This window comes from Gordonia sp. NPDC058843 (assembly GCF_042743165.1).
In the GTDB taxonomy this organism is placed as follows: domain Bacteria; phylum Actinomycetota; class Actinomycetes; order Mycobacteriales; family Mycobacteriaceae; genus Gordonia.
In genome coordinates this window covers 23,919-38,341 of sequence record NZ_JBHYNC010000030.1, presented here as the reverse complement: position 1 = coordinate 38,341, position 14,423 = coordinate 23,919, and the positions used below count along the sequence as shown (strand labels likewise).

The following is a 14,423-nucleotide window of genomic DNA, read 5'->3' as shown; positions in this document are numbered from 1 at the left end:
TTGGTGGGTTCGCGGTCAGTTGGCGGACGGAGCAGGCGTCGCGCTGCTGGTCGTGGGTTGTTCGCGCAAGGCTCCGTTGGCGTGGGCGCCGGCGGTGACACGCACCGTGACCGGGTCGGCCGCCGGGCCCGTGTTGTCGGTGCCGGCGGTGCCGAGGTGGGTGAGGGTGTAGACGCCTTCGGGTAACGCGAGGGCAATCGGTGCGTTGGCGGTGATCACATCCAGACTCGCCCCGACAGGGAAGGCGAGCTTGGCGCCAACTCCCCCGCCCTCGGCAGGTGTGGGAACCTGCGGGGACGTCGTCGTTCCAGTGCTCGGCGTCTGCTCGGTGCTCGACGATGCGGGCGTCGAGGGCTCAGCGGCATCGTCGCGGCGCTCGATGTGGATGACGGCGTTGGGCACCAGCCCCCCGGTCGCGTTGACATGGCTGATGGAGACCAGCCCGATCTTGTCGGTGGAGGCATCGGCGATCACCGCCGAGACATCAGCTGTCGAGCTGCTGGCACTGGTGCTCGGCGTGGTGGTTTCGTCGGCGTGAGCGAGCCCGACGGTTGTGGCCACAACCAGCCCACCGAGCAGCGCCGCGGTAGCACCCACGCCGATCCGGCGGCGCCAGGACTGGGTGGTGTGGGGGTGGTCGTAGAACTCGGCTTCGTGATCGTCTCTGGCAGAGCGCTTCATGAGAGGTCTCTTTCGCTGGTTCAGGCTTGTACGCGTTGGACTTTGAGGGTGATCCACTCGGCGAGCCATTCGATGGCTGAGCGCCCGGAGTTGTCGACTTTGTAGTTGCCGTAGGCGACGTGGTTGCGGGTGGCGCCACCGACGAATTGGGACACCTCGATACCGGCGTCGACGAGACCGGCGAGGTTGTTGGCGTCTTCCGAGGACACGAGCTGGATCATGGAGTTGGTCAGGCCCAGGAAGTCAGCGCCGGCGACCTGGTTGGACAGGGTCGTCCCGGCGACGAGGTTGGGTTGATATCCCGAGGCGGGGGTCTTGGTGCCGCCGTTGAGGACTCCGGAGGCCACGGTCGCCAAGTCAAGGCCGACCGGCACGAGGTCGGCCAAGCGTACGAGGTTGCGTTGCTCGAGGACGTCGAAGGCGATGCCCTCGATGCGCTGGACGTTGTTGACCAGCCGGATGATGTCGAGGTTGCCGACGAAATCCAGGACGGTCGCGGCGATCTGGGTGTACCCCGACGGGTCGGGAATCATTCGCAGGATGCTGGCGATCCATTTGAAATCGACCTGGGCGGCCATTTTCACCAGTGGTGCGATCGCTTCGTTGATCTCCTGTGCGCTCTTGCGCACCCCGGGCACGTCGAGGGCGACCGCGCGTTGCACGGTCATGCTCAGCCCGTTGACCATGCCGATCCAGTTCGTCGAACCCAGTCCCACAACGACGTTGAGGACTTGTTCGATGACCTTCTGCGGCGCCAGGACGCTGAGAACGTTGGATGCGGTGGCCATTGTCGGCGCGGGGGTGGCGGTCAGCGGGGCGGTCTGCTGGCCCAGCTGGTTCGACAGCGACGACAGCTGTTGTGCCTGAGCCGGGTCGAGGCTGCCCGACCCGGACTGCTGGGCCAGGGTGCCAGCGGTCGTGGCGAGCTGCTGGGAGGTCGTCACCGCTCCGGACAGGTCGGCCTTGTTCGCGTTGTTGAGGACTGTGAGAGCGGCGCGATCGGGTGAGCCCGCCGGCGCCGCGGACAGGTCTTTGGTGGTGGTCGGGTCCACGGTGCCCGAGCCGATGAGCTGCTGCAACGGTTGCAGGGTGTTGCTCACCGAGGACGCGGTGGTGGCGATCTGGCCGAGGTCGACGGCCCGTCCCCCGCTGGGGGTGTTGGCCAGCGATTGGGCCAGGGTGGACACATTCGAGCCGAGCTGCCCCAGATCCGCACTCGACCAGTCGGTGGTCATCGCCGAAGTGAGCTGCGACGGCGACTGCTGCCCGGTCGGTGACACACCCGTGGCGCCGGGCAGGCCGGCCATCTGCCGTTCGTTCTGCTGTTTGACCCCGGCTTCGGCCGGCGTGGTGGCCAGCATCTGCGAGATACTCGAGACCAGCGGGTACTTCTGCCGGTCGAGGTTGCAGTACATGTCGCCGGGCGTGGTCTTCGTGCCGGTGTCGCAGATCGTCGCGACCCGCCCGGACAGTGATCCCATCCCGCCGGGACGGTTACCGCCCATTCCCACACCACGATTGGCGTTGGGGCCCACGAGCGCTTCACCGGGGGTGCCGCGGCCGGGATCAGCCAAGAGCGCGACAGCGAGGACCTTGTCGGCCGGGATTGGGCCTCGGTTGTTGCCGATATCAGAGGCCACGTCACCGGCGATATCGGCGCCCTGGCTGTAGCCGCCGAGCACGATCTGGGTGTTGGGGCACTGACTGGCCTGGCTGGTCAGGGTGTGTTTGAGCGAGTCGATGCCGGTCTGCTTGGACTGAACGTAGTTGAGTCCCTTGTTGAATGCCGACGCCGAGTAGGCCGGGAAGATCACCGACACGTTGTCGCCGACAGAAGCTTTCACGCGATCGGTGACGCCCTTGAGCATCCCCACCGGCTGGTTCGGGTTCGCCGCGGCGTGAGTCTCCCCGGTACCGGCCATCATCACGATCGTCACCGGCGCACACCCCGCCGGAGCAGCGGATGCGGCCGGCACAGTCACCAGGGATGAACCCGCAACCGCCGCGACGACAGCACCCGCAGAGACAACCTTTGTGAACCGTTGCCGGAGAAAGACTCCCACCCTCGTGACCCCTCGCTGTCCGGATCGTCACGCGACGTGCCGATCGACCTATACAGCGAGTGTCACCCGGATTCTCGCGATTTCAACGCACGACTAGGACCCAGTTCCGCGCTGGGCCGAGGTGCAATTAGCGGTTGCAGGTCCGCTAGTGAGCGGAGACAGCAATACAGGTCAGCAGAGGCCTCGGGTGACTTCAGTGGGCAGCGTGCCGTTCATGACCACCGACGTCCCGTCCCAGTGGAAAGAGACAGATGCTTCACCCTGCGGGGTGGCGTTCGGGTCGCCAGGCGTGAGGTAACGGTAGGTGACGAACACAGTGTCGTCGGTAGCGTTGGTGACCGACTGGAACGCGGTGTTGCACTTGATACCGGTACCAACGAACTTCCCCTTATGGAACAACAGCAGTTGTTCCGGCGAGGAGGCGGTGGCGTGATCGACCGTAATCTCGGCGTAGCTCAAGGCCGCGCACGCGTTGTAGTTGGCCTGGTAGGGCCGCGGCGCCCAGGGTATGTCCGCGTTCGGCGACCCATCCGGGAACGGCGGGGCGATGAGGCTGATCCCGCGCGCGACTTCCGCCCGCCCGTTAGTCGAACATTCAACACGCGACGTCGACGGTTGTTGCACGGATGCTGGCGCGGGCGCAGGCCCAGATGACTGACCCGGAAACGAGGACGACCCGATGGTCCCCTGTATTGAGCCCGACGACAACGACTCTCGCGCTGTGCTGTCACCGTCGCCGCACGCTGTGGCCACCACAGCAATCAGCGCGACACCAGCGGCTACGAGGCCTCCTCGCAACCGTCGGCCCTGCTGAGCGTTCTCGCGCATGCCCGCACTCTAGCGCGACGTACCTCAAATCTCGTGGTGTGGAAGTGGCGTGTGGTCGAACCTCAGAGGGAGGCTAGTTCCAGTCAATGCGGAACTCGCGGACGCCGTCGAAGTGGAATCCGGTGTCGTCGTCGAAGTCGTCGAAAGCGGCGAAGTTGACCGAGGCATGTTCCTCGAGGATGGCCGCGACTCGTGCGTGATCGTCGCGGGCCAACGCGTCGCCGAGGGCGGCGATCTGTTGACGACTCATCTGGGTGTGGTCGAGACCCTGGGGTCCGCCGAAGTCGAAGGATTTGGCCATGCGGTAGTCGTAGTTGCCGCCGTCGGTGCGGGCGTGGACGTCGGCGGTGAAGTGGATGGTCGGTCGCATGCGGGAGACGTCGACGCCGCTGTCGATGAGGCGTTGGGCGACCTGGGCGTCGACGAGGCGGCCCTGGGCGTCGGGGCGCAAGCTCTTGGTGCGCCCAGCCCGCCAGTCGTAGACGGCACTCGGTGATCGGCCGAGCTGTTGTGCTGCACCGTCGACGCCGCCCATCCGGGTGATCTCGGCGCGGCGAGCGACGAGGTCGGCGGTGCGGTCATCGGGAATGCGTCCCTGCTGCTTCCAACGGCGGAAGGTTCGACGCGAGGGTGGGCGACGGCCAGCGTCTTGGGCGGCTTTACAGGTGGCGTCGTAGCCGATGGTGCCGAGGTGATCGGTAGGGGTGCGCTCCCCCACCAGACCGGCATCGGCACGAGCGAGATCAGCCGCGGTCCCAGCAGCGACCGAGACCTGCCGGCCGGCCGCCGCAGTGGTGGTCGCGGTGGGTTCGTCGCGCCGTTCGCGCCGACGTGGCCGGAACTGGGCCATTAGCTCACCACCCCTTCGCTAGTCACCGTAGCGTCATCAGGAGTGAGATCAACTGCGCCGGAGTCAATTACATTGTTGTCGATGTTTTCGTTGCCGTCTGCGTCGTCGTCTGGTTGGCCGGAGGCGGTGTAGGCGGTGTTGATGGCTTTGCGAACCTCGGTGGGTGTGGTCGCCGAGAGTAGAGCCAGGATGACGTCGTCGTCGAGCGGTCGTCGCTTTTCGACCACGAACTTGCCAAGGTAGGCCAGTTCGTCGGCGAGATTAGCATCTGCGGGCGCGAGATAGGTCCAGGCGTCGGTGAGGCCCTTGATGGGCCAGATGTTGTGTTCGCGTGCAAGTTTCATCGCTTTGGCGCGGGAACGGTGGCGGGCGTGAGCCTTAATGGCCGCGGCCCAGATCGGCTGGTAGTGGTGACGCATGTGCGAATCCCAGTTGCGATCACCGGCGATGCGACCGAGGTACCCCTTGTAGATGTCGGTGACCATCGACTTGAGGATCGGGTCATCGGCCTCCACGGCGGCTTTGCGGGCGCCAGCAAGGAGTTCCTTCCACCGCTTGAGCACCTGCCCTTGATCGGTGGTGGTCCAGGCCTCGGTGATCGCCAAATCCGCCATATCGAGGCCCGCTCCCCCATCCGGGATGGGCGCGGTCAGGCTGATGATCGTTTCGGTCGTCACCCAGGTCGTCACGGGCCGGTCGGTGCGCATCCGCGGGTGCGGGAGCGGCAGCTTGTCCGGCAGGGCCAGGGTGTCGGCGGCCGGAAGCGTGATCTGCCAGACCCCGAACGGCAGAACGGTGCTGGTGTGGGCGAGTTCCTCGGCGCCGGACCCGTGGTGGACGAGTTCGCCGTAGCCCAGGTTGATCATGCCGGCACTGGCCAGATAGGAGGCGCGTTGGTCGATCGTCACCAGCTCGTCAGCGCCGTCGACTTCGTCGGTGTCGATCCAACCCCGCGACCACACGATAACCGGTTCGAGTTCGTCGGCATCTTTTATGTCAATGGGCGGCAACGGAACTGGCGCATCGACCACGATGCCGCGCCCGGTCTTGCGGCGGTCCCGGAAGACGCGATCGAGGATGACCGCCCCAGTGCGCGCCGGGGTGATCCCAGGCAGGACGCCGAGATGGTCGACATGCCAGCACAATCGGCGGGCCAGTTCGCGGGCGGTATCCATCTCATCCTCGAAATCGATAAGGGTACCGGCGGTTTCGGAGCCGAGGATGCCCATACGGTCGTGGTTGATGCGTGCGGTCCACGCCCAGCCTTCGAGGATCACATCGACCATCAGCTTGCGGTTCCCGGCCGTGTGGGACAGGTGCAAGCGGTATCCGATCTCCTCCCCCGGCTGGTACAGATGCCACCCGTCCTCGCCCTGTGGCGCCAGGAAGGGGCCCAACAGCTCGCGGGTGGCGTCATCAAGCCGTGCGATCACGTCGGTCTTCATTCGGCCTTCGCGCAGTTCCTCATCGGAGTAGTCCGCCTCGTCGCCGGGGTCAACATCGTCCGGGCCCCAGCCGAGCTGGGCGCACGCGGCGTCGACGATCCACACCTGCGCCGGTAGGCCGGCCGGGGACAGTCGCTGCCTGCGCTGGCGCCACTCCAGCACCTTGAGGAGCTTGTCGACCGAATCAACGGGCTTGTCCACCAACACAATCCCCGATGGGGATAGCACCTTGTCCGACGTGATGATCATGGCGTGATCGTCGGCCGTTTTGCCGCTCACGGGTCACCTCTGCGTTCGCATGGTCGCTTTAGTCTGGCTCTCTTTACCGCGGTAAACCGATTCGGCCGCTTTACCGCGGTAAAGAACGCCTCAGGTGCGGTCTTGGAGCTGTTTGATGAGTGCGTCGATATCTTCGGGCGGCCAGACCTCGCGGATTGCGATCGCCACGGTGCTCGGTTCGGCCTTGAACCTCTTCAAAGCGCGTTTCATTGCAGCAGAGGAGTGTTCCGGGGTTCGCGCTTGTTTACCGCCCTCTCCTGCGCCTGTGGGCTTTTCACGCTTCTCATTCGCGGCCTGCCAAGCGGCGACCTGCTCCTCCATCGGGACCTTTGCAAGAGTGCGCGCATGCCGCACCGCTAGTTCCCCACTTCGCAGCTTCGCTTGGAGTTCTGGGTCCAACTGGAGAAGGGTCCGCCGCTGCGACACCCAGCCCTCGGTGCGATTGAGACGTTCGGCGGCCGCTTTGGCGCTACCCAGCTCGGCAACCATCGCCTCCACCGCATTCGCTTCTTCGATGACGTCGAAGTCCTGGCGCTCCAGGTTCTCAGCGATCGCGGCCCACAGCAGCGTCGCCTTGTCCGCTGCAAGCCCGTCACGAATCACCATGTCGAGGCCTTCGCGCCCAAACTGTCGAGCGGCGGCGAGACGCCGGCACCCATTGATGATCACGTACTGCGCGTCGCGGATCGCGTCCTGATCCTCGGGATACAGCCGGAGCCAAGCTGAACGAGAGATTGCTGTCGCCGGCTGGAGCTGGCGATCGCGAATGCTCTCCAGATCGGCGAGATCCCCCAGATCAGACCGGGGGTTACGAGGATTTGGTGCCAGTTCGTCGATACGAACGTTCGACCGATAGATGCCGTCCACCGCCGCGGTGGGGTCCACAGTCGAATTGACACCGACTGAGGATGCGAGCGAACTCAGATCGACTCGTCCTCCATTCTTGCGTGCCATCAGCGGGCCCCCACATTCAGCTCAAGGCACAGGCGTTGGAAGTCTTCCCGGGCCTGTAGCGCCACCCTGTTCGTCGGGTACTCAGTGACCACCTTCCCGTCCGCGGCCGCGCGAGTGTGGAGCTTGTACCGGCGTATGACGGTGTTCGCCAAAGGCCACCCCATCGATCGGGCAAATTGCTGCGTTTCCTCTAAGTCCGCTCGGCCGTCTCGTGGATCCCAGTTGTTAATCACGACCTTGAAAGCCACCCCACGAGGCTTGAGTACCTTTTCAATCGTCCGGGCTGTTGGGTCGAACGCAAGCACTTCCGGAGTAAGTGGAACTACCGCAAGGTCCGTGACAGAGAGCAGCGCATCCAGAACCAGCCCGGTGTTTCCGTTCTCAGTCGTCCCAGGGTCATCGCCCAACCATCCTGGGGTATCCACGAACACGTGCTCGACGCCGGGCAAGTCGCCGAGTGAACGTAGTAGCTCGGGATTGCCATCGACTTGGGTGATGCGGAAGGGGAGATCGTCAACCCTGTCTGCCCACCACACAGCCGATCCCTGGGGGTCGGTAGAGACGGCGAGGACCGGGGAGTCCTGCTCTTGCGACTCTGACGTGGGGTCGTTAATCACATCGGCTGTGACTGCGGCGCAGTTGACTGTGGCGGTGGACTTTCCCACGCCACCTTTCTGATTAATGAAGGTGTAGACGGTCATTCTGGGTGAGCCTCCGTGTGCTTCGTCGATTGACTACTTCGGTGGGCGAGGGCGGTTGAGTCTTTACCGCGGTAAAGACGATGACGCCTCGGATCAAAGGATACACCCCTTCGGGCGTATTTCAATACAGGGGCGAGGTCCCTCGTGATGAGGTTTGGTGCGGATTGCCTGACGCGGACCTACGGCGTCCATGGTCATGTTCCACTGATGGGGCCATCCTCGCCAAGGCGACAGGCCGAGCGACGCGCACTTTACCGCGGTAAAGACTCGCCGTCTGGGACCGGTTGTCGGTCGCGAATCCACTCGTCCACGGTCGATTCCTTCCAGCCCCTTGTTGAGCCGGTGAGCGCATCGTAGGGCGGAAGCATCCTCTTGCGGTCGTAACTCTTGAGCGTATTCACGGACAGGTTCGCCTTCACGGCAAACTCGCTCAGAGATAGGTACCGTTCCATGACTCGTGCAGTCTATCCCTGGACGGCCCGAGTAGGCATTCATGCAGAAACCGCGACATGGTCGCGCTGGCCGGCGCCGAGTGCCTTTATCCGATCGGGCCGAAAGCCGGACCAGTGTTCTGCGCCGGCCACGACGACCGGGGCCTGTAGATAGCCCAGCTCCATCACGAAATCGCGCGCCGCGGCGTCTTCAGAGATGTCGACGATCTCGTAGGTGAGGCCTTGCTTGTCGAGAGCTTTGTAGGTGGCGTTGCATTGGACACAGGCTGGCTTGGTGTAGACGGTGACGTTCATTTGATGCTCCTTGGGTTGACTGTCGATGGGTTTGTGTTGTGGCGGTGGGGGAGTGGACTAGTCGTTGCCACCTCCCGATGCTTTGTTCCATCCGCAGGCGGCGGCCGCGATCTCGTAGGCGTGGGCGCGTAGCGCGCTGTCGGCCGCGGGTTGGTGGGCTGTGGAGGATCGGCGACCGCTCTCATCGACTCGCGGGGTCTGGGCGGGGGTAGAGCTCGGTGTGGCCCAGTCGATTTGCCCGAGGCGCCACCGCAGGTAGGCCGCGGGATTGTCGATGGTGTTCGGCCAGGTCAGGTTGGCGTTGCGGCCGTGGTCGTTGAGTCGTGCGACTACCGCTGCCGGGGTCCAGGTGGTCGGGTCAATGCCGACGTCGGTGAGGACGTCGCAGATCCGGCCGAGGTGGTGTTTGCGCTGGAAATCGGGGCGACGCCACGACTCCGGTACGACCCTGCGGGGTGAGGCGAGTGCGTCGGTATCGGGGTCGAGCCCGCGGCAGCGGGCCACGATCCCGGCTGCGAGCTTCTGGAGCGGCAACGAGCGGCCTCGCGCCCGGTTCTTCGACGGGAATGTCCGTTTTTCTCTTGAAAAAGTAGAACTTTTAGAAAGAGAAAAAGCTCTACTTGACCCCTGACGGGATAGGGGTGGGCAACCCTTCGGCTGCTGGTGACGTCCCTGGTCCGTCCCCTGTGATGGCTGGTTGGGCGCGGGTCTCGGCTCGGGGACGGCAACAGCTGCGACAGCGTCCTTGGGCATGGTGAGGGAGATCTGTGAGGCCACGCGGAGCTGCGTGCCGCCGTGGTGGGCGCGGGCGGCCATGATCTCGATCCCCGTGAGCCGCTGTCCGTAGGCCACGTCGACGAGCAGGCCAAGGGTGCGCAGTACGCGGCGGCCGTCCTTGATCTGGTCGAGGCTGAGCCCCGCCTTACCTGCGAGCTTTCTCAACGAGGCCGTCATGTATCGACCAGTGCTGGTCTCGGCGTAGTGGGCGTGTGCCGCCGCTGCGGCCATGACGGTCGCCGCAGCCACGCGGTGATGACGTCGGCGAGCAGCTGTGCCCTCGGCTGTTGCGAGGAGGGCCGCTACCGCTTTAAGCCAGGCCTCTCTGCTCGTCCAGCACGGCACCTGCGCCGGGGCCCGGCCGTCGGTTGTGCGTTCGGGGGTAGGTCGTTGCCACGTCCGCCTGCCTCGTTGCTCGGCGTTGAGGTCTTCAATCTCGTTGCGCTGCCGTGTTTCTACCGCGTCGAGTAGTCGACAGGTGACCGCGAACGCGAGAGACACCCGGGCAGTCAGGCACAAGGGCTCGAGCAGCGCGGCCATGGCTGCGGTGAACGGCCCCGCCGGTTGTTGCTCGGCCGCAATCAGTCCCGGCGCGGTCACCGGATCACCACCCCGGCCCGTGTGGCACCAGATCCGGTGCGATCACCGTGGCCGTCCAGGAGGCCGACGACGAGGTGGGTGTCGACGTGATGGCTCCACAGATCGGCTGAGCCGGCCTCGACAAGCCCGAGTACGGCGTCGATCACCACCGATGGTGGTGCGTCAACAGCTGCGATCAGCTGAGCCAGGCTCAGCGTGCAGCACCGGGCGAGGATGTCGGCAATTACGCGCTCGGCGCGCGCGATCGCCGCTCGAGGTGTGGTGTGTGCGCCCCCGTGCAGCTGAGCTGAACGGTTACTCCCGCATGTCGCCGCACACGATGGTGCGGCGACATAGGGGGTGTCGAAGACAACGCTGGTAGGGGCATTCGCCCCGACAGTCACCGCAACGGTGGTCGGAGCGTTCCCGCACTGAACTCACCCAACGCCCCAATAGGCGTTGCGAACTGCGGTGATGTCTCTGCGGGAGGTGCGTATGGCGCGACACAGGGCAGGTAGTTGCCCGTGTCGAGGGTGTGCTTTACCATCAGAAGTGCCTAGGGCGGCAATTCCTTCCTGTTTGGGAGGCTTCCGGGGTCTAGCTGGTAACTAGATTCCGACCCGTTTCTCGGGGTGAAGCGAAGCTGGTAACTTCGCTCCCCACTCGAAAATCCGTGTACTCCCCTTCGGGGGGACCGGTGTCTCCGTCGCTGTGTAGTTGTTTCGTTCGCTTGTGTCCTACGGCGGCTCCCATTCCGCCCCGGTACGGGCAAAACGGCTGCGACGCAAGACATTCGCGTGTTGTTCGCTACATGACAGGGGCCTCCTCGCTAGGTGTAGACACAGGTCCAAGCGTGATCGTTTCACGTTCGTTACCTGCCCCATCGGAGGCGCGCCGCCGCCCTTCGATGGAGGTCGGCGGGGCAGGTCGGATGCCGCATGACGTTCGGTCACGATGCGACGGCCGTCTGCGGCGAGTCGGAGACGGGGCGGCCGGGACTCTCTCGGAGTAGCCGGCGCTGTTCGCGATTGCGGGCGGCGTGAGCAAGTCGTGCAGAGTGCGCGACGTCGGTTATCCAGGGCTCGCCGCGCTGTCCCCACACCAGGCCGCCCCAGATGACCGATCGAGGAGCGCTACTTTCGCGCTCGCCACGCCGCAGGGCGCCTTCCCGGCAGGCAGTGAAGACGGGGCATCGCTCGCATAGGGCGACCGCCCGATTGATAGCAGCGACATCATGAAGGACCACGTCGAGGTCCCAGCCGTACGGATCTCGAGTGCAGGGCTCTTCGCTGAGAACGCCCGTCGTCTGGGTAGCGGTGTCGGTGAGCGCTTTACGGCCACGACGGGCGGCGGGGGACTGGGTAGTGGCGGGGGAGGCGTGAAGGTCACTCAGGGACCTCTCGCGCGGTGGAGTAGATGCGACGAGCGTGTTGCGGCTACCGCCAGAACTCGAGTCGGCGGGTTGCGGATGGTTCACATTTGCCCCCAAGGGTCGACGATGAACGAATACGTTTCGGTGTCGACAGGCCGCTTGTCGTGGCCACTGACCTGTGGGAGCGCGTAAAGTCACGCACGTCCGTCGGTTCGTGCCTTTGCTTAAGGGCCGGTCGGACTATCGGGCTCGCGGTCCCGGGGTGTGGATCGCCAAATCAACTTCCCCGGGCCGCGAGATTCCTCATGTTCGGTCTCGAATCACTTCGCTGTGACAGCACGCCTCCTCTCTGAACCGGCTGACAACGGACGGTGAGAGCGCATCTATATTCCTCTTATAAAATACTCTCAGGTCCGAATCGTACGGCGGAGGTGCCAGAGTGTCTAGCGATGAGCCGAGACTTTCCGATCGAATGAGCCGCAGCGTCCTCCGGGGATTCGCGCCTGCGGAGTTCCGTCGGGCCCGTGAGCGCGCCGGCATGAGCCGCAGCGACTTGGCTCGACTGTCGGGGATCAAAACCGCCGAGACGATCCGCAGGTGGGAACTGGGGCTGGCATCTCCGCAGGTGGATATCCTCGCCGGAGCGATCCGCGCTCTGGCGATCGCCGCGGACGAGGTCATCATTACCCAGCCGACCACGCGATCCCTTGCGGACTGGCGCCACCTGCGACTGCTGACCCAGCCCCAGCTTGCGTCTGCCGCCAACATGTCCACGAGCCTGGTGCAGCAACTCGAGTCGGGGCTCGGGACGCTCACGACTGAGCGCGCGGAGCGCCTCGCCATTGCGTTGGAGCTGGACGTGGGTGAAGTGCAGAGAGCCCATGAAAGAGCGCGACGCCGACCTCCAGGGGCTCCGGCGTAGCGCGACCGCGCTAACCGGGCATCTGGAACGCAAGAGGGGGCTGCGACAGAGCGGGTCTGTGCGAGCGGTGATGAAAACACGAAAACCCTCCCCGGGTGGCTGGAATCTGCGAACGAGTCAGTAAGAAAGCCCTCGGGCATTGCCCGGTTGCCTAGATAAAACTGCACTCTGTGTTCGCGACCAGACCCGAAAAGGGTTCGTCAGGGACTGGGAAACTTCCACCGGTGAGGGTGCGCGTTGTAGCTCGGAGCATAACACCGGATCGAGGAGCTGCACTAGTTTGCGGGCCTCGTGGCGTCGCCGCGGCCCGGGGTTAGGAGGCCATGACTTCTGGCAGTGGTTCGACCGTCAGGAACCCCAGGCCGTCTTCGCCCTGCTTGTCGGGTGTGATCGTGATCTGGGCCATGTGCCACAGGTCAGGCGGGCTGCCGGCGAATCTGACCCGAGCGCGATAGGTTGCTCGCTCTTGGCGACGGGTGAGCAGTGCAAGCTGTGCCGCCGCGATCTCTTCCCGATCGTCCTCATGGAAGATAGGGCTGTCGGTGAGCCACGAGTCGAGTGGTGGCGGAGGTGTCCGCAGCCAGTCAGTCACCAATCCGGTAGCGAAATCGATTCGCCCCAAGCCGGATTCGCGCTCCTCGAGGTTGGCGATGACACGGGCGGTGTGCCGGTTGAAAGCAATGAACTCGGCGGGTTCGACATCGTTGATGTCGTGCACAACACCACGCAGGGCCCATCGCGAGGACAGGTGTACAGCTCGCATCGTCATGTAGCAGCGGTAGCGCAGCTGGTCGTCTCTGTCGCGCGCATGTCGAACGGTGAGTGGGGAGTCGAAAGTAGCTCCGTTGTCCAGGCGTCCGGTGTTCATATCGCGGACGAAGGGCCCGATGTCTGATTCTCGGGGGAAGTCGTAGAAGTACTGGAAGACCTCGGGCGCAACGCGGATGACCTCTCCAGGAGAGTCGTCCATGCCAAGGATGTCGCGTTCGATGTTCGGGCCGTCGTGGATGTGGGCAACATCGCGGTCTTCGTCATAGATGAACTCGAAAGCCCCGACGAGGCGCCGCGGAGGGGGAGTGGTGTCGGCATCGCCGATCCACAGCTGCACCGCGAAGACCACCTGGCTGGGCCCGAACACCGGCTCGGCGATGATCCGCACCTGCGAGACCACCACCGACTGCGGGCGCCCGGTCGCGGCGGCCTTGCCCAGCACATCAAGGACTCGTGCGTAGACGGCGTAGTCGCCGTTGGGCACCTCCTGCCGCAACCTCTGTACAGAGGTGTATTGGGAGCGTCGGCCGTCCTTGAAGACCACCGAGGGTTCCACCTCGCCGCGGGCGCCGATTCCCATCGTCTCGACAACAATCCAATGTGACATCAAACAACCCCCCGAGCCCACTGCTTCTTAGCGGCTCTGTGCATGATCCTGAATCAACAATTTACTCCATGTGTCTGGTGTCTATCGGCGCGGGTTCCCGGCGGCCGCTAGGTGCTCGTACTGGCCGCGATCGTGCGAACAGATGACGAGATGTCCCTGGTCGGCTGCGGTGCGGAGTGCCGCGTGGTTGTGCGCGAGGTTACTGGGGTCCATCGCGAGCATTCTTTCGACCCTGTCCATGGAGGCGTCAGACGCTGACGTGAGCGCGGTGTGGTGCAGGAAGGCGTCGCCTGCATGGATTAGCCACCGGCCCCTCTGGTTCGGGTCTCGGATCGCGACGGCGGCGTGTCCGGCTGTGTGACCGGGCAGCGGGATTAGGAACAGATCGTCGGCGTCGGTGAGCGGGTGTCCGTGGAAGTTCATGATCGGGATTGCGTCATCGGGGGCGTAAGTGTGTGCACGACTAGTGATCGAGGTGAGGTGGTGCGGGCGGTAGCGGATGCGGCCGCGGATGCCTGGACGGCGCGCGGCGGCGAACAGTTCAGTCACGGTGAGGTGGACAGGGGCGGTGGGGAAGTCGAGCGCGCCGCTGATGTGGTCGTAGTCCAGGTGAGTAGCGATGATGCCCACGACATCGCCGGCGGCAAAACCGAGGCCGGCGAGTTGCTGGATGGCGGTGTCGGTGCCCCTCAAACGGGGCCGTACCGCTCGCAGTGCTTGTCCCAGACCTCGGATGGGGTGGGCGACGTCTTGCTGTCCGAGACCGACATCGACGAGGACCAGGCCGTGATCGAACTCGATGGCGAGGATGTGGGTGACGCACTCAGGAATGCCCACAGGTGTGAAGG

14 protein-coding genes are annotated in these 14,423 nt (G+C 64.6%); 1 reads left to right on the top strand and 13 read right to left on the bottom strand.

Annotation, left to right across the window (positions count from 1 at the left end):
- Positions 1 to 15 precede the first annotated feature (15 nt).
- The 11 genes from ACFW3F_RS18210 to ACFW3F_RS18160 form a co-directional block, all read right to left on the bottom strand.
- Positions 16 to 681, bottom strand: coding sequence for a hypothetical protein (locus ACFW3F_RS18210; RefSeq protein ID WP_388059812.1), 666 nt, complete (start codon positions 679 to 681; stop codon positions 16 to 18).
- Between the two features lie 20 nt (positions 682 to 701).
- Positions 702 to 2,618, bottom strand: a complete 1,917-nt coding sequence (locus tag ACFW3F_RS18205; protein WP_388059810.1) for a cutinase family protein — start codon at positions 2,616 to 2,618, stop codon at positions 702 to 704.
- Positions 2,619 to 2,915: 297 nt separating this feature from the next.
- Complete coding sequence (locus ACFW3F_RS18200) at positions 2,916 to 3,572, bottom strand: LppP/LprE family lipoprotein (protein WP_388059808.1); 657 nt, start codon at positions 3,570 to 3,572, stop codon at positions 2,916 to 2,918.
- Positions 3,573 to 3,645: 73 nt separating this feature from the next.
- Positions 3,646 to 4,422 (bottom strand): hypothetical protein, encoded by a 777-nt coding sequence (locus tag ACFW3F_RS18195; protein WP_388059806.1) that lies wholly within the window; start codon positions 4,420 to 4,422, stop codon positions 3,646 to 3,648.
- Positions 4,422 to 6,146 carry a hypothetical protein gene (locus tag ACFW3F_RS18190; RefSeq protein ID WP_388059804.1) on the bottom strand — a complete coding sequence of 575 codons (1,725 nt, stop codon included), beginning with the start codon at positions 6,144 to 6,146 and terminating at the stop codon, positions 4,422 to 4,424. Before ACFW3F_RS18190 ends, ACFW3F_RS18195 begins: the two co-directional genes overlap by 1 nt.
- 90 nt (positions 6,147 to 6,236) lie before the next feature.
- Complete coding sequence (locus ACFW3F_RS18185) at positions 6,237 to 7,100, bottom strand: ParB/RepB/Spo0J family partition protein (RefSeq protein WP_388059802.1); 864 nt, start codon at positions 7,098 to 7,100, stop codon at positions 6,237 to 6,239.
- Positions 7,100 to 7,801 (bottom strand): ParA family protein, encoded by a 702-nt coding sequence (locus ACFW3F_RS18180; RefSeq protein ID WP_388059800.1) that lies wholly within the window; start codon positions 7,799 to 7,801, stop codon positions 7,100 to 7,102. The genes ACFW3F_RS18185 and ACFW3F_RS18180 overlap by 1 nt, the downstream gene beginning before the upstream one ends.
- Positions 7,802 to 8,292: 491 nt before the next feature.
- The gene (gene nrdH / locus ACFW3F_RS18175) at positions 8,293 to 8,547 is read right to left on the bottom strand and encodes a glutaredoxin-like protein NrdH (RefSeq protein WP_388059798.1); all 255 of its coding nucleotides are present in this window, start codon (positions 8,545 to 8,547) and stop codon (positions 8,293 to 8,295) included.
- Positions 8,548 to 8,604: 57 nt separating this feature from the next.
- Positions 8,605 to 9,924 (bottom strand): hypothetical protein, encoded by a 1,320-nt coding sequence (locus ACFW3F_RS18170; RefSeq protein WP_388059796.1) that lies wholly within the window; start codon positions 9,922 to 9,924, stop codon positions 8,605 to 8,607.
- A complete protein-coding gene (locus ACFW3F_RS18165) occupies positions 9,921 to 10,307 on the bottom strand; it encodes a hypothetical protein (protein WP_388059794.1) in 387 nt (128 codons plus the stop codon). The genes ACFW3F_RS18170 and ACFW3F_RS18165 overlap by 4 nt, the downstream gene beginning before the upstream one ends.
- A 545-nt stretch (positions 10,308 to 10,852) precedes the next feature.
- On the bottom strand, positions 10,853 to 11,149 hold the full coding sequence (locus ACFW3F_RS18160) for a WhiB family transcriptional regulator (RefSeq protein WP_388059792.1): 297 nt from the start codon (positions 11,147 to 11,149) through the stop codon (positions 10,853 to 10,855).
- Positions 11,150 to 11,747: 598 nt separating this feature from the next.
- Between ACFW3F_RS18160 and ACFW3F_RS18155 the strand changes: the two genes are divergently transcribed.
- Entirely contained in the window at positions 11,748 to 12,197 is a 450-nt protein-coding gene (locus ACFW3F_RS18155) for a helix-turn-helix domain-containing protein (RefSeq protein ID WP_388059790.1), read from the top strand.
- Positions 12,198 to 12,510: 313 nt separating this feature from the next.
- Here the strand turns inward: ACFW3F_RS18155 and ACFW3F_RS18150 are convergent, their stop codons facing one another.
- Positions 12,511 to 13,575 carry a GAF domain-containing protein gene (locus tag ACFW3F_RS18150; RefSeq protein ID WP_388059788.1) on the bottom strand — a complete coding sequence of 355 codons (1,065 nt, stop codon included), beginning with the start codon at positions 13,573 to 13,575 and terminating at the stop codon, positions 12,511 to 12,513.
- 81 nt (positions 13,576 to 13,656) lie between these two features.
- Positions 13,657 to 14,412, bottom strand: coding sequence for an MBL fold metallo-hydrolase (locus tag ACFW3F_RS18145; RefSeq protein ID WP_388059786.1), 756 nt, complete (start codon positions 14,410 to 14,412; stop codon positions 13,657 to 13,659).
- Positions 14,413 to 14,423: the final 11 nt, after the last annotated feature.